Raw genomic sequence first — 21,771 nt, 5'->3', positions numbered from 1 at the left:
AATGACTCAGGTCGTTGTGATCGGCGGGGGCATTGTCGGAATATCCTGTGCGTTGACGTTGCAGTCTCAGGGGCACGAGGTCACGGTCGTGGAGCCGGGGCCGGTAGGAGAGGGCGCGAGCTGGGCGTCCTGCGGATGTATCGCGGTGGGTGAGATCGTGCCTTTGTCGCAACCGGGGATGCTGATGAAGGTCCCGGGCTGGTTGCTGGATGCCGAGGCGCCGCTGTCAGTACGCCCGGGCTCTGCGGTCAAGTTGCTGCCCTGGTTTGCACGGTTTGCCGCCAATGCGCGCCGTTCGAGAATGCGTGCGATTGCATCTGATCTGGCGCGCCTCACCTTTGCGGCCACGGCTGATTTCAAGGCTCAGCTTGCAGATATCGGCCACCCGGAACTTCTGGTCGAGCGGCCCGTGATTAAGCTGTTCGATGACGATAACGACCGAGCGACGATGCGCGGGGCATTTGATCTGGCGCGCGAACTGGGATGTACCATCGACGAAGTAACAGGTCAGGAAGCGCATGAGATCGACCCTGCTATCGCGTCCGACTTCAGACATGCCGCCCTGTTGCGGGACTGGAGTTTTGTGACTGATCCAAGGCTGTTGGTCGAAACCATGATGCAAACCTTCTCTAGCCGGGGCGGAACGATTGAATCGGGAGAAGCGGTCGACTTTGTGCGTGACGGTCAGCAGGTCAAAAGCGTAGGACTTCGGGACGGGCGCATGATCAGTGCCGATGATTTCGTCATCGCGGCCGGAACGCATTCGAAGTCGTTGGCAGACAAGCTGGGTGTTCCTCTGCGGATGGAAGGGGTGATTGGATACTCGACCGCGCTAAAAGACAGCGGGGTCGATCTGCGTCACACGGTGTTCTATGCCAAGGGCGGGTTCGGTATCACACCCTACCAAGATGCGTTGGCCGTGGCTGGCACGGTGGAGTTTGCGGATCTGGGTGCAAAGCCCAACTGGAACCGTGCGGATGTGCTGGTTGGGCGCGCGCACCGGGTGTTGCCTGGTCTGAGGGCTGAGCGGGCCGAACGTCGTATGGGCCGCCGCCCGTTTACGCCGGACACGCGCCCGATCATTGGCCGCAGCAGGCGTCTGGCCAATGTCACTTTCGCTACGGGCCACGGGCAGCTGGGCCTGACACTGGGGTCCACAACAGCCCGGTTGATTGCGGACGTGATCGCGGGAAGGATGCCGGACATCGATATTCAAACTTTCAGCCCGGATCGGTTCTCGACCTGAGCCAAAGTCCGCCCAACTCTTTCTGGGCAACATAAGAGGCCACCAGAAGTCCGATTATCCAGCCGGTAATAACGGCGCAAGCCGTTCCAAACCAGACACCGATTTCGTTGAATCCGAGCAGACCCACAAAAACCCAGACGAAGAACGCAACGCCAAAGCCCTGACGGTAAAGGCTGATCCATACGGTCCAGATTGGTCGCTTGAGGGCTTGCAGCAACGAATTGATCGAAAACAGCATCATGTAGAACGGGAGGATCAGACTGTCGACGCGAAGATAGCTGAGCCCCACTCGGATGACTTCGGGATCGTCTGTGAACAAGGCCAGCAAAGGACGCCCGAAACCCCACAAGATGGGTGCCGCGATGGCGGTCATGACAAACCCGATTTTCCAGCAATAAAACAGGGCCTCACGTACTCTTTCGTAATTGCGCGCTCCGAAATTCTGAGACGCGATAGGAAGCAGGGCACCTGTGACCCCCAAAACTGGCAGCAGCAGAATCTGCTCGAGGCGAATGGCGACTCCGAAGCCTGCGATTGCGTGCTCTCCGAAGATTTTCAATGCGAACTGCATGACGAAACCTGACAGCAGCATCACGATGAACGATGTGGCCGTAGGCAGGACCTGGACCGAGATTTCCCTGAACCGCCACAGGCGGGGGATGAAGTTTCGAATCCGCATTCGCCTCATCCTGCGGCGCCTCAGGACCTGTCTGACCAGAAACACCATTACGCCTGTCTGACTGATCACCGTCGATACAGCGAGGCCGTCAAAACCGATGCCGGGGATCAGGCCCGGAATTCCGTAGATCAACAGGGGGTTCAGGCCGATATTGGCGAAGAATGCAACAATCAGTGCGCGTTGCATCGAGACGGCATCTCCATGTGCCTGGAGAATGCCATTGCACCCGAAGGCCAGCAGGAAGCCAGGCAGCGCCAGCAACAGCCAGTAGAAATAGCGCAAGCCTGCGTCACGGTACGGCCCCGGTTCCGAAACCAGATGTATCAGCGCCGGACCATACCAGAGCCCGGCCAGCGCCAATAAACATGCTGCGATGAAACCGTAGATCATCCCTTGCGCCGCAAACCGCCGCGCTGCACGATTATCTCCGGCTCCCAGAGCGTTACCGACAAGCGCGCTCATTGCCGCGCCCAGTCCGACACCGACCGATATGGCAATGAAGAACGCCTGAAATCCAAGCGCCAGCCCCGCCTGAGCACTGGTCGAGAGAAGCCCGGCGAAGAACATGTCGACGACATTATAGAGCGTATTGAAGAGCATCCCGACCGCACCGGGTATTGCCAACGTTCGAAAATGGCTTGAGATCGGTCCGCGTGTCAGATCAATTTCGGTCGGGATGGCCATGTCATCGAACCCTTAAGGGCGCTCGGCTTGAACGGTCAGAAAGACGAACTCGGGGGTCAAAACCTCTTCGAAGCCGTGGTTCAGTTCGGCATCGACGCTGATGCTGTCGCCTACCGACAAGGTGAACCGGGATTCGCCGTAACGATAGATGGCCTGTCCTTCGAGAACCTGAACAAAAACGACGCCGTGGCCGACATAGGTAGGCGGGCGCCCTTCATCCCGCAGCAAAGTTACGCGGCGGGCCTGAAAGCGCAGATCTTTGCGTGAATGCAACGCAAGGTTTACGTAGTCGTGCGAATGCCCGCTCGCCAGTCGCGTGGATTTCAGCCCTTGCCCATGTCGCACGAGGGTATAGTCCGTGTGATCCGTTCGCGCTTCGCGAAACAGGGAAACGATGGGCACTTCGAGCGCCTCGGACAGGGCGGCCAGTGTGTCAATGGAAGGAGAGACCAGCCCGTTTTCGATGCGGCTTACCATGGCCGCCGAAATGCCGGACTGCTCGGCCAGTCTACGGGCGGATTGTTTCCGGCTCTGGCGCAGTTCTCTCAGCGAGGCGCCGATTGCGCGGTCAATCTGTCTGCCCGGCGTTTCATCCTGCATGTATACATCCTGTTATTCGTCGGCGTAGTAACCCACGATGTCTCCGTCTGTTGTGACACCCAGACCATTCAACAATCGGTTGGCATAGTTGAAATACCCCACGATCTGGTTGATTTCGAGGATTTCACCATCTTCCCAGCCCGCATCTTTCAGGGCGCTTACATCAGACTCTGTCATAGCGCCCGGTGACCGCGTCAGCTTTTCCGCGTAATTCAGCGCCGCCAACTGGGCATCTTCAAACGCATCTTGCGGACGATGCGTTTTCAGCGCGGCCTCGACGGCATCGGCGCGTTCGTCATCACCGATCAGATGCCGGGCGTTGGCCCAGTGGTTGGCATAGGAGTAGGGGCAGGCGTTCAGCGTGGATACATAAGAGCTGATGACTTCCTGAAACCACACGGGCACCGAATTGGCCTCGTCGTGCAGGCAAGCCCGATACAAAATGACGTGGCCTTTCATGGTGTTGGGCCGCAGCGAATGCACACGCATCACATTGTCCACGGTTCCGTGCGGTGTTCGTGCCAGATCCAGAGTAGCCTTCAGGTTCTCGTCGGCATCTTCGTCAGATATCATCCGAATCCAGGCGGACATTCACATTCCTCTCACATTTGTTGTTCAGACTTCTGGCGGCATGAAGCTGCCTGTCGAGTTTTTCATTTACGAATATTGCACATTAAGCAACCAGATTGAATGGCGAGCAACGGATGTGAGAAGGCCGAAGCTTTGCCAGTTCACTCCACCCTGTCGAAGTTCCAGCTGACTGCCTCATGTCTATGTGTGCATGATGACGGGTTGTGTATGAGGGCACTCGCATAACATCTAGGCACATTTTCCTTGTTCATGCGGTGCGCGCATAACTCCAAAGGTCAGCCATCAGGTTTGACCGGCGTAACGACAGGTTCGGCGTGACCCAGCCTGCCCGAATGACGAGGTCACCAAGCCGGATAAGTTCATGCCCTCAAGAATATCAATCTGACCGTCCAGCGGTGCGAAGAACTGTCCGTCTTCGCATATCCCGGCGCCGGAGACGGGAGTGCTCCACACCATAGGATCAACTCGGACAGATCCTATTAACACAGGACTATTTTGACAGAGTGCGGTTCGATCAAGTTGGGAATGATCAGCCTACCGCGCGGAGCCCGATATCCAGATCGGGGTTTTCAAACAAAGTGGCCGCGCAGGGGTGTCGATCCAGAATTGACCGCCCACCGGGTAGCTGTTCAGCGTGGAATACACCGGTGTTCCAATAAGTCTCTTCATCGATCACAATAGTCGGGTCGATGACATTCCAGCTGATTTCGCCGGGTGCATAAGCGCCGCAGGTATGAAAATGAAGGATGCGCGGGTTGCCGAAAGCGGACCCGCCCCAGCGCTCATAATTGTCGCGCATGTCCCATGGGTAACCACAACCCGGATGTATACCTGCGTGCCAGGAGTGCACGAAATTGCGGTCGATACCAAATTGTCCGGCAACCCGGTCGTAGTGCGCTTCGGCCCGGGCGGCGTTGATGGGATCGCCATCGAACCGGAGCAACCGGCCGTTCTCCATTATCGCGAAAACGGGGCGATCGAATTCGATCGTATAGTCATCGTAATATTTCGAACCTGCTCCCGTCAGGAAACTGATTGCCACCCGGCCGGAAAAACTGTGGGCCGGAACCGGCGTGAAGACGGACATCGGAAAGCGCAGGATCGAAGTGTCGCCAGATGGTTGCAGGTTCATCACCGGGCGACCGCGAACATCGGTGCCCAGCGGGCAGGTGATCCTTACGCCCTCGGATGCATCCAGTATTGCGTTGATGCCGGCCTTAAGCTCCATGAACGCGGCGTGGTGCCCATTGGAAAAGCCCGACCCCAGCATCTCTTTGGTCAGTGCAAAGCTGACAATGACTTTTTTACCCTGCGGCATGTCAGCGAAACGCAACTGGTCTCCAAGCCGGGCGAGAAAAAGTATGATGTCGGCAGCGTCGAACCGGGCGAGAAGCTCGGGCGACAAATGCGGATTGTCGGGGGTGAAGCCCACGTCGATGGTATCGACCCGTAGTCCCAGTTGACCGGCGGCACGGCTGACAACATCCACGCTGTCGGCATCGAAGTAACCAAACTCAGGTGGTTCATAGGCAATCAACAGCTTGTCACCCGCTGTCGCGCGGGCGCAATTGACCAACAGATTGTAAGCGCCCCGCTCTGGCGTCATGTCGGACATCGACATCTCCCGAGTGTCTGGTTTTTCAAATTTACGGCCCGTGTCTGCTGCTAATCCATTTGAAAGTAATAATGGCTGACATTAGGGTGACTAATATGATCCTGAACCTGCCGTATTCCGCGTTGCGCGCCTTCGAGGCGGTCGTGCGCCATTCTGGTTTTTCTCCGGCTGCCGAGGAATTGGGGGTCAGTCAAAGTGCGGTCAGTCAGCACGTAAGGTCGTTGGAGGAATGGCTGGGTCGGGATTTGCTGGTGCGCGGTGCGCGACGTTCACGGCCAACCCGTGACGGTGAACAACTGGCGTTGGCAATCGCAGATGGATTGGGACGCATTTCGGATGTGTGTGCTCAACTGCGCGACCGAACGCGAACCGACCGGACGATCGTGATTTCTTGCCTGCCTGGCTTTGCGTTCAACTGGCTGTTCCCGAGGCTCTTGAGCTTTGATCTGGCCAATCCGGACTTGTCCATTTCGATTGCGACAGATACCGGATTCTATCCGTTTTCCGGCGCGGAATCCGATATCGGCATTCGGTACGGCCTTGGTGAATACCCTGGGCTTGAGGTGGATTTGCTCATGCAGGAAAGGCTGTTTCCTGTATGTGCACCTGCGCTGTTGCCTCAATTGCAGGACATCGGGGATCTTTCGAAGCACACCCTGCTGGTCGATGAAAACCTGCACCATGGCGCATCGAGCCCAACGTGGGAGTTTTGGGCACGTCGGACCAACTTGATCCTGCCATCCGGAATACGTACGCGCCGTCTGGGCCAGGCGAATATGGTTATACAGGCTGCGATAGAAGGGTTGGGTGTTGCGCTGGGGCGTGAACCATTGGTTATCGATGCGCTGTGCGACGGCCGATTGGTGCGCCCGTTCCGGCAACTGACGCAATCGCCGCTATCGTACTGGCTGGTGCGACGCCCTGAGGCCAAAGACAGCCAGAAAGTCAACGAGTTCCTGAAATGGATCAAGGCCGAGGCTATGTCGCAGCCCGATCTGCCGCCACCGGCGGAGCAGCCGAATTAGCCTGCCTTATATATATCATTACAAAACCAACATGGCGTATTGTCCTGACCCTGCCATAATGGCCCCAGCCACCTGGTTAAATAGGAGAGCAAATCATGTACCTCAGGAATTGCTGGTATGTTGCCGCCTGGAGCACAGATGTCGGGCGCGAACTGAAGCCCGAGACCTATCTGGGCGAGAACATTGTGCTCTATCGGCGGCAGGACGGCACGCCCGTGGCGCTTGAGGATGCCTGTCCGCATCGCAAGCTCCCGCTTTCCAAGGGCAACCTGAAGGGTGATCTGGTTGAATGCGGTTATCATGGGCTGACATTCGACTGCTCGGGCAAGTGTATCGACAGTCCGACCCAGCGTGGGATGACCCCGCGGCGCGCGGTGGTGAAGTCCTACCCCGTCGTCGACCGCTATCGCTTGCTTTGGATCTGGATGGGAGATCCCGCACTGGCCGATCCGGACCTGATTTTCCCGATCGACAACTTTGATGACGCCAGCTGGGGCCTGACGGATGGCGGGGTGATGGATATTGATTGCCATTACCTTTGGGTTTGCGACAACCTGCTCGATCCCAGCCACGTGGCCTGGGTCCACGTCTCCTCATTTGCTGGGGCGGGGACGGATGAGGAGCCGCTGAATGTTGAAAAGACGGGTCGAGGTGTGATCGTTTCGCGCTGGATCGAGAATAAACCGCCGTCGCCCTACTATTCCAAACTGGTCGCGTTTGATGGAGATTGCGACCGCTTGCAGCACTACGAGATGTGTCTTCCCGCAATCGGGTTGAATAAATCCGTATACACGCCTGTCGGCACCGGTGGCTATGAGAAGGACCCGGTTGACGAAACCTTCGTAAACATCTCGTACAATTTTATGACCCCTATCAACGAGGATCAGACCAGATACTTCTGGTTCCAGCACCGCAACTCTGATCCGAACAATGCGGAGGTTTCGAAGTTCATGAATGACGGCGCCCGGATGGCGTTTCTTGAGGACAAGTATGTGCTGGAAGACGTGCATAAGGGCATGAAAAACGCCCGGACGCCGCATATCGATCTGGGTCTGGATGCAGGTGCCAAAATGTTCAGACGCGTATTGGACCGTGCGATTGAGGCTGAAACTGCAGCGCCAGAAGGTGCTTTGCGCCAGGCCTGAATGAGGTGGCCGCGCGGCTGGCCCCTCATTCGGTCAGTTTGTCAGATGATCGAGAGCCCGCCCCCGTCAAGGACACACCGGGTTTCAGGCTGTCGTCTGCTACCATTCGGTAACGGCATCCCGAATTTTTAGGTAGTCGCTTCCACAGCAAAGCACGTCACACATCCACGTCTGCGACAGACCGAGTTCGAGTGTCCATCGCCCAACGCAGGGCACTCTATCGACTGCTAGGCGTCGCTGGGTTCTGCATGTGAATGGTGGAGGATGTTCTATTTGACGTGATCCGTTTCAAAATGGGGAATGTCGGTTTAGTCTGGGTTGTTTCTTCCCAGATGGTCCCGAAGCCCACCAAGCTGATCAGTCGTAATGCACCTTCCGCTGACAAAGCTGGCCCGAAACTAGGCGAAGCTTTCCGCTGAAAGACTGGTGCGAGGTGGTGGTGGTCGGGGACCAACGGCACGGCCCAAAGGTGAGCGCTACGGTGGGCGCCGGTGATTCCGGTATGGGCTGGGCGATGTCAGAAAAGAAACCTAAAACATAGATATAAGGCTGCTTAGAGCTAGCTGATCTCGTATTGTGGTCAATTCATATGTTTCGTAACCTTTGATCACTCACCCGACCACATGAGATAGCCGATTGTGTTGCTGAGGCCGGTATAGCGCTGAGGCTATTGCCTTTGGTAATGCATCCGCACAGGGCGGGACATCCCGCCACAGGTGTAAGGCTTGCAAGTTTTTCAGTTATAGTATACCGCCGCATACAAACAGGATTGTCGGGTGTTCAACCCATCGCAGAACCCTAGCAATCGAGCAACAAAATGCCGGAATGAGCCATGAGCCTGTACACTGAATATCTTGATGAAATTGAATCCCGTAAAACTCAAGGCCTGCACCCCAAGCCGATTGATGACGGTGCGCTTGTCAAGGAAATCGTTGCGCAGATCAAGGACGTCGATCATGCGCATCGGGCGGATTCACTTAATTATTTCATCTATAACACGCTGCCCGGCACAACCAGCGCTGCCGGTGAGAAGGCGCGTTTCCTTAAAGAAATCATTCTCGGCGATGCAACGGTCGAAGAGATATCGGTGCCGTTTGCTTTTGAGCTGTTGTCGCACATGAAAGGCGGCCCTTCGGTCGAGGTTCTCCTTGATCTGGCTTTGGGTGACAATCCGGGGATTGCGGCACAGGCAGCTGAGGTGCTGAAAACGCAGGTCTTCTTGTACGAAGCTGATACGGGTCGCCTGCAAGAGGCCTTCGCTGCGGGCAATCCCATCGCGCGCGATATCCTGGAAAGCTATGCCAAGGCCGAATTCTTCACCAAGCTGCCCGATATCGACGAAGAGATCAAAGTCGTAACCTATGTCGCCGCCGAAGGCGACATTTCGACCGATTTGTTGTCGCCGGGCAATCAGGCGCACTCACGCTCGGACCGGGAATTGCACGGCAAGTGCCTGATCTCGAAGCAAGCTCAGGACGAGATTCAGGAACTGCAGCGCCAGCATCCGGACAAACGCGTGATGCTGATTGCAGAGAAAGGTACGATGGGCGTCGGCTCGTCCCGGATGTCGGGCGTCAACAACGTGGCGCTTTGGACAGGTAAACAAGCCAGCCCCTATGTGCCTTTCGTAAACATTGCCCCGATCGTGGCGGGCACGAATGGTATTTCCCCGATCTTTCTGACCACCGTCGGGGTAACCGGTGGGATCGGGATCGATCTGAAGAATTGGATCAAGAAGGTCGATTCACAGGGCAATCCGATCCTCAACAATGATGACAGCCCGATCCTTGAACAGAAGTACTCGGTTGAAACCGGGACGGTTCTGACGATTAACACCAAGGACAAAAAGCTCTATGACGCTTCGGGCGATAACGAACTGGTCGAGATCGCGTCCTCATTCACCCCGCAGAAGGTCGAGTTCATCAAGGCCGGTGGGTCCTATGCCATCGTGTTTGGCAAGAAGCTTCAAACATTTGCGGCGCAGACGCTGGGAGTTGAACTGAAATCCGCTTTTGCACCGTCCAAAGAGATTTCACGTGAAGGGCAGGGTCTGACAGCGGTCGAAAAAATCTTTAACAGGAATGCCGTAGGCGTGGCTGATGGAACTGTTCTGCACGCCGGCTCTGATGTTCGGGTCAAGGTGAACATTGTGGGGTCGCAGGACACGACCGGTTTGATGACCTCTCAGGAGCTGGAATCGATGGCGGCGACCATTATTTCTCCGACTGTGGACGGCGCCTATCAATCCGGCTGTCATACCGCCTCGGTCTGGGACAAGAAGGCGCAGGCCAACATCCCGAAGCTGATGGCGTTCATGAATAATTTTGGTCTGATCACCGCGCGTGATCCCAAGGGCGTCTATCACTCGATGACGGATGTGATTCACAAGGTTCTGAACGACATCACCGTGGATGACCGTGCGATCATCATCGGAGGTGACTCGCATACACGTATGTCCAAAGGCGTCGCCTTCGGGGCGGATTCGGGCACTGTTGCCCTGGCTCTGGCCACGGGTGAGGCGACCATGCCAATTCCTGAATCCGTGAAGGTTACCTTCAAAGGTCAGATGGCCGATCACATGGATTTCCGCGATGTCGTTCATGCGACCCAGGCGCAGATGTTGCGGAAATTCGGCGATAACGTGTTTCAGGGGCGCATAATCGAGGTGCATATCGGAACCCTTTTGGCGGATCAGGCGTTCACCTTTACCGACTGGACCGCCGAGATGAAGGCGAAAGCGTCGATCTGTATTTCCGAAGACGATACTCTGATCGAGTCTCTGGAAATCGCCAAAAGCCGCATTCAGATCATGATCGAAAAGGGTATGGATAACGAGGCGCAAACGCTGCAGGGTCTGATCGACAAAGCTGATGCGCGCATTGCCGAGGTCAGATCCGGCGCGGTGCCTGCGCTGCGACCCGATGATAATGCTGAATATTTCGCCGAGCTGGTGGTTGATCTGGACGAGATCAACGAACCCATGATTGCCGATCCGGATGTTAACAATGCGGACGTCTCAAAACGCTATACGCATGACACGATCCGGCCCGTTTCTTACTACAAAGGCGAGAAGAAGGTGGATCTGGGCTTTGTCGGGTCCTGCATGGTTCACAAGGGCGATCTGATCATTGTGTCGCAGATGCTGAAAAACCTCGAAAAGCAAAACGGCAAGGTCGAATTCAAAGCGCCTTTGGTTGTTGCGGCTCCGACCTACAACATCGTCGACGAGTTGAAGGAAGAGGGTGAGTGGAGCATTCTTCAGGAGTATTCGGGCTTTGAGTTCGATGATCTGTTCCCCAAGACAGCGGCCCGAACCGAGTATGAGAACACTTTGTATCTGGAGCGTCCGGGCTGCAACCTGTGCATGGGCAACCAGGAAAAGGCCGAAAAAGGCGATACCGTTCTGGCGACATCTACCCGTCTGTTCCAGGGCCGTGTCGTCGAGGATTCCGAGGAAAAGAAAGGTGAATCGCTGCTGGCGTCAACGCCCGTCGTGGTGCTTTCCGCCATTCTTGGGCGTACTCCCCGAATGGAAGAATACAAGGCCGCGGTCGAAGGGATTGATCTGACCCGGTTTGCGCCACCCGCAGCCAAACCCGCGAACACCAACTCCGCACATTTTTAAAGGCATCGGGCCGGTCGCCGATCCGGCGGACCGGCCCATGCGATTGTTCTAGTCGGCGTGTTCCATCAAGCCGCGCCGGTTCAGCAGGTACAGCGCGGAAAATGTGACGACCGCCCCGGACAGCAGATAAAGCCCTGCTGCCCACAATCCCAGCAGCGCTGTCAGGCCGATACCGACCAATGGTGCGAAGGCCGCCCCGATAATCCATGACAGATTGGTTGCCATTGCCGAGCCTGAATACCGGTATTTCTTGGGAAAGCGTTTTGGAACCACGGCGCCCGCTTGGCCATATGCCAGCCCGAGGATCATGAAGCCAAACAGAATAAAGATGTACGGATGGTGGGCCAGTGTTCCGATCATCAGGCTCAGGATCGCGATCAGCAGGGTGCTGGCCCCAATTACCGCGCGACGGTTGAAGCGGTCGGCCAGCAGGCCCGAAGCAATCACAGCCAGAATCGCCAGCGCGCCACCGATCAGCTGGATTGTCAGAACCTCGGTGACCTCGAACCGCTCATAGATCGCGGCGAAAGCCAGTGGAAAGACAGTGACCATGTGGAATAGTGCGTAGCTGGCCAATGGCAGACAGGCTGACAGGAAGATGGTTCCGCCCTCATTCCTTACCAGCTCGGGCAGGGGGGCCGAGGTAATCACCTCGGGATCGACACCCAGATCCGCATTCAACAGCCGGACACGAGCGTATAGCGAGACCACATTCACCGCCATCACGGCGAAGAAGGCAAAGCGCCATCCCCATTTCAGGAATTCCTCATCGGTCAGAAAGCCGTTCAGCACGAAAAAGATGGATGCGGCGACCACAAAACCAATGGGGCCGCCCAGTTGAGGCACCATCGCATAGAGACCTTTGCGGTTCTCAGGCGCCGCGTTTTGGAGTTGCAGCGTCAGCCCGTCCCAGGCGCCGCCCAGCCCCAGACCCTGAAGGATACGCAACACCGCCAGAAATACAGGCGCAAGCCAGCCGATTTTTTCGTATCCGGGCAGCAAGCCGATAGCGACGGTGGATGTGCCCAGCAGAAAAAGCGCCAGGGTGACTTTGCCGACACGGCCGATTTTATATTGCAAGGTCCGGCCCGCAAGGCTTGCAACAGGGCGCGCCAGAAAGGCCAGTGAGAAGATCGCAAATGATGCCAGAGTGCCGCTCAGCGGATCGAGCATCGGAAAAAACAATTTTGGAAATACCAGTGCTGACGCGATAGCATAGACAAAAAAACCAAAGAAATCAGTTACTCGCGCCATAACGACCGTGGTTATGACTTCGTCGATTGTCGCGGTATGCCGCTGTGGGTTGTCAACGCTGGACATGCTATACTCCTGTTTCGACCCATGGTTTCCGGAGCGTCAGGCCAAAGGTATTTGCGTGGGTCATCTTTTGTCGCATTGCAGCACGGAAGAAAAACCTGCACAAGAGGCCGCGCACGCGGAGGTATGTAATTTGTCTCGCCAGCCTAGCAATTTTTCAGTCAAAAACCGAGCGAAGAGACGCAAAACAATGAAGCGTTTGATGCCCGTTACAGCCCTGTTATCACTTTTTGCCCTGTCCGGGTGCGATTTGGTTGTTCTGAATCCGTCTGGCGATGTTGCGGCCCAACAGGCGGATTTGATTCTTTATTCGACGGTCCTGATGCTCATCATCATTGTGCCCGTCATGGCACTTACCGTGTTCTTCGCTTGGAAATATCGCGAATCGAACAAGAACGCGTCCTACGAGCCTGACTGGGATCACTCTACCAGCCTTGAGATCATCATCTGGTCCGTGCCGCTTGCCATCATCATCTGCCTTGCCGGGCTGACCTATGTTGCGACTCATCGGCTCGACCCGTTTGAACCGCTCCGGCGTCTATCCGATGGGCAGGAGATTGATCCGAGCGTCGAACCCATGGTCATTCAGGTGTCAGCCATGGATTGGAAATGGCTGTTTATCTATCCTGAACAGGGGATTGCCACGGTCAACGAAGTCGCCGCCATTGTAGACCGGCCGATCAAGTTTGAAATTACCTCGACCACCGTGATGAACTCGTTCTTTGTACCTGCGCTGGCAGGTCAGATTTATGCGATGTCCGGGATGCAGACCGAGTTGAATGCCATCATCAACGAACCGGGTGTCTACAAGGGCTTCTCGGCCAACTATAGCGGCGCGGGCTTCTCGCAGATGCACTTCAAGTTTCACGGGATGGATGAGGCGGATTTTGACAGCTGGGTTGGGCAGGTACGTGCGCAGGGCACCGCTCTGGATCGCGAGACCATCGCCGAGTTGAACCAGCCCAGCATCGCGCATCCCGTAACGTATTACGACTCGGTCGAAGACGGCCTTTGGGATAAGATCGTCAATCTTTGTATCGATGACGACTCGCTGTGTCTCAATGACATGATGATGGTGGATGCGCTTGGCGGAGGTGGCCTTGAAGGGTTGTGGAACCGCGAACTGTTCCGCGGCATCTGTTCGGCTGACGATCCGGGTGCCTTGATGGCGATGATCCGCCCCGAAATGCGCATCCGCGAGGATGAAATCATTACGGCAATGACGCTGGTGCCCCCGGCGGCTGCAAATTGATCTGAAACGAATAAGAAACGGAAAGATAACGCGATGTCGCTATCTCATGAAGCTGCTGATGGTATCGCCCACGTCTCGGGCGTCGATCCGGTTTTTGGCAAGCTGTCCTGGGGCGTGTTTCCCTTTTACGAACCGATCATCCTTTACACCTTCATTGTGGTCGCTCTGGGAGGTCTGGCCGTCGTTGGAGCGCTGACCTATTTCCGGCTATGGGGCTATCTGTGGAAGGAGTGGTTTACCAGCATCGATCACAAGAAGATCGGGATCATGTATATGGTTCTGGGTCTGATCATGCTGCTGCGTGGTTTCGCTGATGCGCTGATGATGCGGGGCCAACAGGCCATTGCCGCCAGCGGGGGCGAAGGTTACCTGAACGCCCACCACTACGATCAGATTTTCACCGCCCACGGCGTTATCATGATCTTTTTCGTGGCGATGCCCTTCGTCACCGGTTTCATGAACTATGTCATGCCGTTGCAGATCGGCGCCCGCGATGTGGCGTTTCCGTTTCTCAATAACCTCAGCTTCTGGCTGACGGTTTCGGGCGCAATACTTGTCATGTTGTCGTTGTTCGTGGGCGAATTCTCGACCGCTGGTTGGCTGGCCTATGCCCCGTATTCGGGATTGGAATACAGCCCCAGTGTGGGAATGGACTACTACCTGTGGTCGCTGAACATTGCCGGGATCGGGACGACGCTGTCCGGGATCAACCTAGTCGTCACCATCATCAAGATGCGTGCACCGGGGATGACCCTGATGAAGATGCCGGTCTTCGTCTGGACCTCGCTGTGCACAAATATCCTGATCGTCGCGACCTTTCCGGTGCTGGCAGCCACACTGGCGCTGCTGACCGCTGACCGCTATTTGGGCACCCATTTCTTTACCAACGATCTGGGTGGCAATCCGATGATGTATGTGAACCTCATCTGGATATGGGGACATCCCGAAGTATACATTCTGGTATTGCCGATCTTCGGCATCTTTTCCGAGATTGTCCCCACCTTCACCGGCAAGCGGCTGTTTGGCTACACATCGATGGTCTATGCGACCTGCGTGATCATGGTGCTCAGCTATATCGTCTGGCTGCACCATTTCTTCACCATGGGGGCAGGGGCCAACGTGAACGCCTTCTTTGGGATCACCACGATGATCATCTCGATCCCGACCGGGGCCAAGATATTCAACTGGCTGTTCACCATGTATAAGGGCCGCATCCGGTTCGAGACTCCGATGCTGTGGGTCATGGGCTTCATGCTGACCTTCGTGATCGGGGGTATGACGGGCGTTCTGCTCGCGGTACCGCCTGCGGATTACGTCCTGCATAACTCGCTGTTCCTGATCGCGCATTTCCATAACGTGATTATCGGCGGTGTGGTGTTCGGTATCTTTGCGGGCATCATCTACTGGTGGCCCAAGGCATTTGGTTTCAAGCTGGAACCGTTCTGGGGCAAGGTTAGCTTCTGGTGCTGGCTGATTGGCTTCTACCTTGCCTTCATGCCGCTCTACGTACTGGGTCTGATGGGTGTGACCCGCCGTCTGAGCCAGTTCGAAACGACGTTCTATTCCGTCTATTTCATCGTCGCCCTTGTGGGCGCTCTGTTTGTCGCCGCTGGGATCGGAGCTTTCATCGTTCAAATCCTTGTCTCGATCAAAAAACGGGATCAGCTGCGAGATACCACGGGCGACCCCTGGAACGGGCGGACGCTGGAATGGTCGACCTCATCGCCGCCGCCCTATTACAACTTTGCCTTCACCCCGCGCGTTCACGATCTGGATGCGTTCGCCCAGATGAAGCGTGAAGGGTATGTGCGACCGACCGAAGGATATGTGCCGATCCACATGCCGCGCTATACGGCTACGGGTGTCGTCATGGCCGGGTTGCTGACTGTCATGGGCTTTGCGCTGGTCTGGCATGTCTGGTGGCTTGCTGCCCTCAGCTTTGCTGCGACGCTGCTTTATGGCATCGGGCACACGTTCAACTATAACCGCGACTATTACGTCCCTGCGGATGAGGTGCGCGAGATCGAGAACCAGCGGACTCAACAGCTGGCGGGGGCTGCGGAATAATGACGGGTACATCTAGCGATACGCCAAAAGAGTTCTTCGTGATCGAAGACCCGCATCATGGGGACGACCACGGAGAGCATCACCACGAAACCGGGACCATGCTGGGGTTCTGGATTTATCTGATGAGCGACTGCCTGATTTTTGGTATCCTCTTCGCCACATATGCGGTGTTGGGTCAGAACTATGCAGCGGGGCCCGCCCCGGCGGATCTGTTCGAGATCGAGTTGATCCTGGTCGCGACCTTCGCACTGTTGTTTTCGTCGATCACGTTCGGCTTCGCTGTGTTGCGAATGGACATGAACGATCTGCGTGGCACGATACTTTGGATGATCATCACCGGATTGTTCGGGGCAGGGTTTCTGTACTTGGAACTCAAAGAGTTCACCCATCTGTGGCACATCGGTGCCACGCCGATGGCCAGTGCGTTCCTGTCTTCATTCTTTGTGCTGGTCGGAACGCACGGTCTGCACGTTCTGGGTGGCAGTATCTGGCTGATCGTGCTGCTGATCCAGTTGGGGCAGCATGGTTTGTCACATGAAAACAAACGCCGGGTCATGTGCCTGTCGTTGTTCTGGCACTTCCTGGATCTGATCTGGATCGGTGTCTTTTCCTTGGTTTACCTGACGGGGGTCCTGCTATGAGCGATCATGCACAAGGTGGCCACGGCACTCTCAAATCCTACATGGTTGGCTTTCTGTTGTCGGTGGTCCTGACCCTCATCCCGTTCTGGATCGTGTTGGGTGATGTTATGGACAGCACGGGCTGGGCCATAGCCATCATCTTCACACTGGGTGCGACGCAGATGCTGGTTCACATCCATTATTTCCTGCACGTCTCGCTGAAGGTCGAGGCTGGTTGGCAAGTGATGTCTCTGGGTCTGACGGTGTTACTTTTGGTCATCGTCATGGCGGGGTCTATCTGGGTGATGTTCAATCTTGATGAGAACATGATGCCGGCCCATGAGCAGATCGAGCGGGTCCGCAACCTGCCATGAGCGAAGACCCTGCGGCTCGGCGGCCTCTCTGGATCACGGTCGTGCTGCTGGGTCTTTCGGTAGCACTGATTGCCGTATTCTTACTGCTGGGCAACTGGCAGATACGTCGTTTGGCATGGAAGCAGGACCTGATAACAGCAGTCGATGAACGAGCGTTCGGCGACCCGGCGGACCTCCCGGCGCAGTTTGATCCTGAGCGGCACGCCTACCTCCGGGTCTCAGTGGATGGAGATTTTCTGGATGTGGCCCCGATACTGGTCAAAGCCGTCACTGAGATCGGACCGGGGTATTGGGTCATGTCCCCGATGAAGGTCGAGGCTGGCATCCTCTGGGTGAATCGGGGTTATGTGCCACCCGATCTCAAAGACCCCGGTCAATGGGCTGCACCGGCGACGCCGGTCGAAGGCTTGTTGCGGCCCGATGCCCCCGGCGGCACCGTGATGGAGCGCAACAGGCCCGATGCAGATCGTTGGGTATCGCGTGACACGCAGGCCATGTCAGCCGCTCGTGGGCTTGATGGTGCTTTGCCGTACTTCCTTGACGCCGATCCTCTGACCGGACCGGGTGACTGGCCGCGAGGAGGGATGACTGTGATCAGCTTCCGTAACTCTCATCTCGCCTATGCGCTGACCTGGTACGCCATGGCAGCCCTGTTCGCGGCAGCATTGGTTTACGTGATCAGGACCGGGCTGAAAGGCACGGGTTGATATGAAGTTCTTATCGTGAGTTTGGCAGATAAGTACATTTAGATTATCAAGAAACTGGGGCGCCTGACCCATCCAGTTCTCTTCAAACGAGAAAACCATAACGAGGAGCGCCAGACCGGCGCACAGCCTTTGTCGGGATCGATGCGGCGCAGAATGGACTGGATGACCCGAACAGGGCTGAGCTTTACACCTCGCGCCCTGCCAGCAAAGAAGCAGCGTTTCTCTGAAAGATACGCGTGCGCCTATGCGGCACCGGCAGTTTCCCCAACTGTATATCCGCGCGGATCAGTCGAAGCCCAAAAGGCGACTTGTCGCGGTTTCATATTAAACCGGCGCGTTCATCAAGAACTCACGAGCGCTGCTGTTCGAATCTCTGGGTCTCCGCCAAGACCCGCGCTGTGACAGGATCGAGAAGCTCAGGGGTTGGCGTCTGTGACACCACTCGGTGGATACGCCTTAACAACGTCCCAGACGGTTTGCTGCATCGCAAGCGCCGCTTCCGGTCCTGGTGAGGCTGCGGCCGTGCCGTCGGCCCTCCTTAGGGTATACGGTAACCCTTCGGGAGAGCGGCCATATAGAACCGCGTAATGTGTCAAAGCGACAAGATACGCCCCATAGTCGTTAAAGTGAATTTTGTCGGAAAACAAATCCTGATGACTGTGAATGGGTCCGATAACGTTGTTTTCTTTGACGCGGCGGGCAAACGCGGCCATAACTTGGCCTACCGGGATCACATATATGGGTTGACTGATGTCGTCATGGGCGAGAGCCCGTCGCAGGATCTCACCCTCCCAATAGCGTTCCAGATCTTGATCCAGTCGTACGATCCAGCCTTCTTCAACATCAAGCTCATGCCAACTCTCGTAAAAGTACACCCGTGTATCAGGGTCGCCAGCCCAGGCGGCGGTTGCCCATTTGTGCAAATAGTTCTGCGGGTCCTGATATTTGATCGCGCTGCGAATAGGTAGTGCCTCTGTCAATATGACAGCATCGTATTCCCCGGAAGCCAAGGCTTCGTGAGGATCACGAAATTCTCGATGGGTGTTTTCCTGATCGAAGCCGCTGACCGGGACATCGGGTTCCCAGTGTTCGCGCAGGTTGGCGCCCCAGCCTAGCTGACTGTTATAGCTGTGTCCGGCGCCGGCCAGTTGCGCGACCATTGCTGGCATGTCCTTGCCTACAAGCGAATGCCCGAGATGATAGACTTTTAACGGTGACTCAGGCGGGGAGAGTGGTGTTGCATAAAGTGCATCGAAATCTTCTCGGGCTATCGGATCGGGTAAGCCACAGCGGGCAGACAGTCCGCAGGCCGAGACCAGTGTAAGGAGCAATGCGGTGGATTTGCGTTTGAGACGATGCAACATGTTTTGAAACCGTTAAGTACTTGGAATGACATGTAGGCTTGCGTAAGCATAAGCCCTATTGTTTGTCGGTGGGCTTAGAAAACTCACGTAGCCGCCAGAACTTGTCAAAATCATTATTAACCTGAACTTTAACACCGTAAGCTCTGCAGACTGGCGGGATCGAGCATGTACTCAAGCACAGATTAAATGTTTTGAGCAAACTAATTTTAGTATAGGGCGTAGTAGATGCTTTTTACAGAACCGAAATTCTGGGCCTTCTTCGCGGTCGTCTCTTTAGCATATGTAATATTGCCGCATAGGGTGCAGAACCGGATGCTTCTGGTGGCCAGCTACGTGTTTTATGGCGCGTGGGACTGGCGTTTTCTTAGCCTGATCATGCTCAGCACCGTTGTTGACTACCTGATCGGTCTCAGGATGCACAGCACAGTGCAAGAGACCCGACGTCGTTGGCTCTTGTTCGTGTCACTTGCGGTCAATCTTGGTATGTTGGCGGTCTTTAAGTATCTGGGTTTCTTCGTCAATAGTTTTCAGAACATGCTTGCGGGTTTTGGCTATGTGGCTGATCCTTTCACGCTGTCGATCATTCTGCCGGTCGGTATTTCGTTTTATACTTTCCAAACCCTAAGTTACACGATCGACATCTACAGGCGTGAGCTAAAGCCGGTTCGCGATTTTCTGGATTTTGCCCTGTTTGTAGCGTTCTTCCCGCAACTGGTTGCGGGGCCTATCGAACGCGCCAGAAACCTGCTGCCCAATATTACAGCGCCGCGTGTTTTAAGTTGGGAAAGCGCCGGGCGCGGTGTGGTGCTGTGTTTGATCGGACTTATCAAGAAAGTCGTCATAGCGGACGGTCTCGCGCCGTCGGTAGATGCCATCTATGCCAGCCCGGGTCCGACAAGGCTGGATGTCATTTTTGCGACCTGGCTGTTTGCGATACAGATATATTGTGACTTCTCGGGCTATACGGATATTGCGCGCGGGGTTGCCAAGATGCTGGGGTTCCGTTTGATGCGGAATTTCGCACAACCTTACTTTGCTGCCGACCCTCAGGAATTCTGGAGGCGATGGCACATATCTCTTTCAACTTGGCTGCGCGATTATCTCTACATCAGTTTGGGTGGAAATCGTGGCGGGCACTGGAAGACCTATCGCAATCTGATGGCCACCATGACACTGGGCGGCCTCTGGCACGGAGCGGCTTGGAACTTCGTAGCTTGGGGGTTGTATCAGGGCGGATTGCTCGCGTTCCATCGTGCCTTTGTAGGGCCCCACAGGCGCGTGGGTGAAGGTGCGCGGCGCAGCGCTTTGGGTTGGGTTCTACGAATAGTAGCAATCGTGCTTTTCTTTCAGGTCGTCAGCTATGGCTGGTTGTTGTTTCGAGCCTCGTCATTCGGGCAGATCGTGGACTTCACAAGACGCATCTTCTATGGCCCACCGGGTTTGACAATTCCAGAGCCACCTTTTCCGGCGCTTGTAGGCTTGGGGTTTCTGCTGATCTGGGATTTGTGCATTGAGCTTTCGGGTAATGTTAAATTCTATGCAAGTTGGCATCCGATCATCCGAGCGGGACTGTATGCCGGAATGATATATCTGCTTGCATTTGGGGCCACGACCCAAACATCCGCCTTCATCTATTTTCAGTTCTGAGGGTTTAACGGTGAAGAAAACAGCGCTTATAATTGGTCTTACCTTGGTGTTTCTGGCGCTGATTGACCTAAGTGTACATGCGGTTCTGCGCCATGCCGAGGCCTCCGGACGCTTGGGCTCTCTTGTCGCGTTTTTCGAGTATGGTCGGTCTGTTCCCGGTAAACTGGCCCGCTGGCAGGATAACCCGACGCTGCGTGGTAATCTGTTTGATGTATCCTGGCGCTCAGCGATCCTTGATGAATCAGTGTCGAAGTTCGCTGACGGGTCCGCAGATAATTCCCCGACCATACGCAGCTACGGCATGTCCTTTGTGAACAACATCATCAAACGGGCAGTGGAAAAACGTCCCGGGCTGATCTCTGATTCCCATGCCGGCCCCGGTGCACCTCCTAATTTTACTTATGCGCTTTTCCAAGATGATCGGCAAAACAGACGCCCGGGCGACATTGTGGTTTTAGGCATCTTATCTTCTTCGGTGCCTGCCATGGCGGCGCTGAGCAACAGAACCTGGGTCTTTGAACAGCCTGCACCCTTCACTTACCCGGTTTATTGGCCAGAGGGTGAGGGGCTCCGCCGGGTCGAGCCGCTCATCAATAGCGCCGACGCGCAACGCGCGCTCTCAGACAATCCCACGCTGCAGGCCGCATGGCGGGATCAACTCGCGTCCGAAGATCTATTTCACGCGTACTCTACTTTCGGTGGCCGGGCACTCGACGCTTCGCCGTTCCTGCGCCTCGTGCGCCGATCAGTCGGCACTTCACATGTAGCAAAGACAGAGGCCGAAATTCTCGCGGGAACACATTATCCATATGACACGGTATTGCGCCGAATGGTGTCTGAGTTCGCGAGGACTGCACGTGAAGAGGACCAGATACCCATCGTTATGTTAATTCAGTCACGTGATCCCCGAGACGCCGACATACTCGCAATTACACGCCCGGTGTTGGAGGCCGAAAACATTGCCTATCTGGCAACCGCCGAGCACTTCGACCCCCGGGATGCGTCGGGTTTCCTCCCCGACGGACATTACAGACCTCGTGTGGACGATCTGTTTGCTGATCGGTTCCTAGATCTGATTCCATAGTCGAAAGGGCGCAGTCAGTCGCGGTTATAATTTGTTGTTTCGATTTTGCGCACAATAAAGGCGTTCTGCCATATTTCTGCGCTATTAAGCTTGCATCTTGTGTGGCAAATACAATGCTAGGGTTCCGAG

The 21,771-nt window shown here is 55.7% G+C and carries 17 protein-coding genes; 11 read left to right on the top strand and 6 right to left on the bottom strand.

Annotated features, from left to right (window positions below; translation table 11 throughout):
- Position 1 precedes the first annotated feature (1 nt).
- The gene (locus tag RA27_RS12615) at positions 2–1,246 is read left to right on the top strand and encodes an FAD-dependent oxidoreductase (protein WP_039539351.1); all 1,245 of its coding nucleotides are present in this window, start codon (positions 2–4) and stop codon (positions 1,244–1,246) included.
- Here the strand turns inward: RA27_RS12615 and RA27_RS12610 are convergent.
- The 4 genes from RA27_RS12610 to RA27_RS12595 all read right to left on the bottom strand — a co-directional run bounded on the left by RA27_RS12610 (position 1,221) and on the right by RA27_RS12595 (position 5,415).
- On the bottom strand, positions 1,221–2,609 hold the full coding sequence (locus RA27_RS12610) for an MATE family efflux transporter (RefSeq protein ID WP_039539348.1): 1,389 nt from the start codon (positions 2,607–2,609) through the stop codon (positions 1,221–1,223). The genes RA27_RS12615 and RA27_RS12610 overlap by 26 nt on opposite strands.
- A 12-nt stretch (positions 2,610–2,621) precedes the next feature.
- Positions 2,622–3,209, bottom strand: coding sequence for a helix-turn-helix transcriptional regulator (locus RA27_RS12605; protein ID WP_039539345.1), 588 nt, complete (start codon positions 3,207–3,209; stop codon positions 2,622–2,624).
- 12 nt (positions 3,210–3,221) lie between these two features.
- Entirely contained in the window at positions 3,222–3,800 is a 579-nt protein-coding gene (locus RA27_RS12600; protein WP_039539342.1) for a peroxidase-related enzyme, read from the bottom strand.
- A gap of 529 nt (positions 3,801–4,329) precedes the next feature.
- Positions 4,330–5,415, bottom strand: a complete 1,086-nt coding sequence (locus tag RA27_RS12595; RefSeq protein WP_241484065.1) for a hypothetical protein — start codon at positions 5,413–5,415, stop codon at positions 4,330–4,332.
- Between the two features lie 95 nt (positions 5,416–5,510).
- Between RA27_RS12595 and RA27_RS12590 the strand changes: the two genes are divergently transcribed.
- From RA27_RS12590 to RA27_RS12580, 3 genes are all read left to right on the top strand, one after another.
- Positions 5,511–6,440, top strand: coding sequence for a LysR substrate-binding domain-containing protein (locus RA27_RS12590; protein ID WP_039539337.1), 930 nt, complete (start codon positions 5,511–5,513; stop codon positions 6,438–6,440).
- Positions 6,441–6,535: 95 nt separating this feature from the next.
- Positions 6,536–7,585 (top strand): aromatic ring-hydroxylating dioxygenase subunit alpha, encoded by a 1,050-nt coding sequence (locus RA27_RS12585; protein ID WP_039539335.1) that lies wholly within the window; start codon positions 6,536–6,538, stop codon positions 7,583–7,585.
- 832 nt (positions 7,586–8,417) lie between these two features.
- The gene (locus RA27_RS12580; RefSeq protein ID WP_039539332.1) at positions 8,418–11,210 is read left to right on the top strand and encodes a bifunctional aconitate hydratase 2/2-methylisocitrate dehydratase; all 2,793 of its coding nucleotides are present in this window, start codon (positions 8,418–8,420) and stop codon (positions 11,208–11,210) included.
- A 48-nt stretch (positions 11,211–11,258) separates the two neighbouring features.
- Here RA27_RS12580 and RA27_RS12575 read toward each other — a convergent pair whose 3' ends face one another.
- Entirely contained in the window at positions 11,259–12,530 is a 1,272-nt protein-coding gene (locus RA27_RS12575; protein ID WP_052265283.1) for an MFS transporter, read from the bottom strand.
- Positions 12,531–12,729: 199 nt separating this feature from the next.
- On the opposite strand from RA27_RS12575, the gene cyoA reads away from it, so the two are divergent.
- From cyoA to RA27_RS12550, 5 genes are read left to right on the top strand one after another with little or no spacing between them, the layout of a single operon-like run.
- Positions 12,730–13,779: a ubiquinol oxidase subunit II gene (gene cyoA, locus RA27_RS12570; protein WP_241484064.1), complete on the top strand. Its 1,050-nt coding sequence runs from the start codon at positions 12,730–12,732 to the stop codon at positions 13,777–13,779.
- Positions 13,780–13,812: 33 nt separating this feature from the next.
- A complete protein-coding gene (gene cyoB, locus RA27_RS12565; protein ID WP_052265282.1) occupies positions 13,813–15,846 on the top strand; it encodes a cytochrome o ubiquinol oxidase subunit I in 2,034 nt (677 codons plus the stop codon).
- 38 nt (positions 15,847–15,884) lie between these two features.
- On the top strand, positions 15,885–16,487 hold the full coding sequence (gene cyoC, locus RA27_RS12560; RefSeq protein ID WP_052265292.1) for a cytochrome o ubiquinol oxidase subunit III: 603 nt from the start codon (positions 15,885–15,887) through the stop codon (positions 16,485–16,487).
- Positions 16,484–16,840 carry a cytochrome o ubiquinol oxidase subunit IV gene (gene cyoD / locus RA27_RS12555; protein ID WP_039539326.1) on the top strand — a complete coding sequence of 119 codons (357 nt, stop codon included), beginning with the start codon at positions 16,484–16,486 and terminating at the stop codon, positions 16,838–16,840. The genes cyoC and cyoD overlap by 4 nt, the downstream gene beginning before the upstream one ends.
- A complete protein-coding gene (locus RA27_RS12550; RefSeq protein ID WP_039539325.1) occupies positions 16,837–17,547 on the top strand; it encodes an SURF1 family protein in 711 nt (236 codons plus the stop codon). Before cyoD ends, RA27_RS12550 begins: the two co-directional genes overlap by 4 nt.
- A gap of 416 nt (positions 17,548–17,963) precedes the next feature.
- Here the strand turns inward: RA27_RS12550 and RA27_RS12545 are convergent, their stop codons facing one another.
- Positions 17,964–18,911 (bottom strand): hypothetical protein, encoded by a 948-nt coding sequence (locus RA27_RS12545; RefSeq protein ID WP_082025118.1) that lies wholly within the window; start codon positions 18,909–18,911, stop codon positions 17,964–17,966.
- Between the two features lie 225 nt (positions 18,912–19,136).
- On the opposite strand from RA27_RS12545, the gene RA27_RS12540 reads away from it, so the two are divergent.
- Both RA27_RS12540 and RA27_RS12535 read left to right on the top strand, forming a co-directional pair.
- On the top strand, positions 19,137–20,558 hold the full coding sequence (locus RA27_RS12540; protein WP_039539323.1) for an MBOAT family O-acyltransferase: 1,422 nt from the start codon (positions 19,137–19,139) through the stop codon (positions 20,556–20,558).
- A gap of 10 nt (positions 20,559–20,568) precedes the next feature.
- Positions 20,569–21,642 carry a hypothetical protein gene (locus RA27_RS12535; protein ID WP_039539321.1) on the top strand — a complete coding sequence of 358 codons (1,074 nt, stop codon included), beginning with the start codon at positions 20,569–20,571 and terminating at the stop codon, positions 21,640–21,642.
- Positions 21,643–21,771 lie beyond the last annotated feature (129 nt).

Source organism: Ruegeria sp. ANG-R, assembly GCF_000813985.1.
GTDB lineage: Bacteria > Pseudomonadota > Alphaproteobacteria > Rhodobacterales > Rhodobacteraceae > Ruegeria.
The sequence above is the reverse complement of the archived record's forward strand: the minus strand, read 5'-3'. Positions and strand labels throughout refer to the sequence as shown.

Excerpts from the sequence above, each read along its gene's own strand:
- RA27_RS12575 (WP_052265283.1), bottom strand. The coding sequence starts at position 12,530 with ATGTCCAGCGTTGACAACCCACAGCGGCATACCGCGACAATCGACGAA.
- RA27_RS12550 (WP_039539325.1), top strand. The coding sequence starts at position 16,837 with ATGAGCGAAGACCCTGCGGCTCGGCGGCCTCTCTGGATCACGGTCGTG.
- RA27_RS12540 (WP_039539323.1), top strand. The coding sequence starts at position 19,137 with ATGCTTTTTACAGAACCGAAATTCTGGGCCTTCTTCGCGGTCGTCTCT.
- cyoA (WP_241484064.1), top strand. The coding sequence starts at position 12,730 with ATGCCCGTTACAGCCCTGTTATCACTTTTTGCCCTGTCCGGGTGCGAT.
- cyoD (WP_039539326.1), top strand. The coding sequence starts at position 16,484 with ATGAGCGATCATGCACAAGGTGGCCACGGCACTCTCAAATCCTACATG.
- RA27_RS12610 (WP_039539348.1), bottom strand. The coding sequence starts at position 2,609 with ATGGCCATCCCGACCGAAATTGATCTGACACGCGGACCGATCTCAAGC.
- RA27_RS12615 (WP_039539351.1), top strand. The coding sequence starts at position 2 with ATGACTCAGGTCGTTGTGATCGGCGGGGGCATTGTCGGAATATCCTGT.
- RA27_RS12605 (WP_039539345.1), bottom strand. The coding sequence starts at position 3,209 with ATGCAGGATGAAACGCCGGGCAGACAGATTGACCGCGCAATCGGCGCC.
- RA27_RS12590 (WP_039539337.1), top strand. The coding sequence starts at position 5,511 with ATGATCCTGAACCTGCCGTATTCCGCGTTGCGCGCCTTCGAGGCGGTC.
- RA27_RS12600 (WP_039539342.1), bottom strand. The coding sequence starts at position 3,800 with ATGTCCGCCTGGATTCGGATGATATCTGACGAAGATGCCGACGAGAAC.
- RA27_RS12545 (WP_082025118.1), bottom strand. The coding sequence starts at position 18,911 with ATGTTGCATCGTCTCAAACGCAAATCCACCGCATTGCTCCTTACACTG.
- cyoB (WP_052265282.1), top strand. The coding sequence starts at position 13,813 with ATGTCGCTATCTCATGAAGCTGCTGATGGTATCGCCCACGTCTCGGGC.
- RA27_RS12595 (WP_241484065.1), bottom strand. The coding sequence starts at position 5,415 with ATGTCCGACATGACGCCAGAGCGGGGCGCTTACAATCTGTTGGTCAAT.
- RA27_RS12580 (WP_039539332.1), top strand. The coding sequence starts at position 8,418 with ATGAGCCTGTACACTGAATATCTTGATGAAATTGAATCCCGTAAAACT.
- RA27_RS12585 (WP_039539335.1), top strand. The coding sequence starts at position 6,536 with ATGTACCTCAGGAATTGCTGGTATGTTGCCGCCTGGAGCACAGATGTC.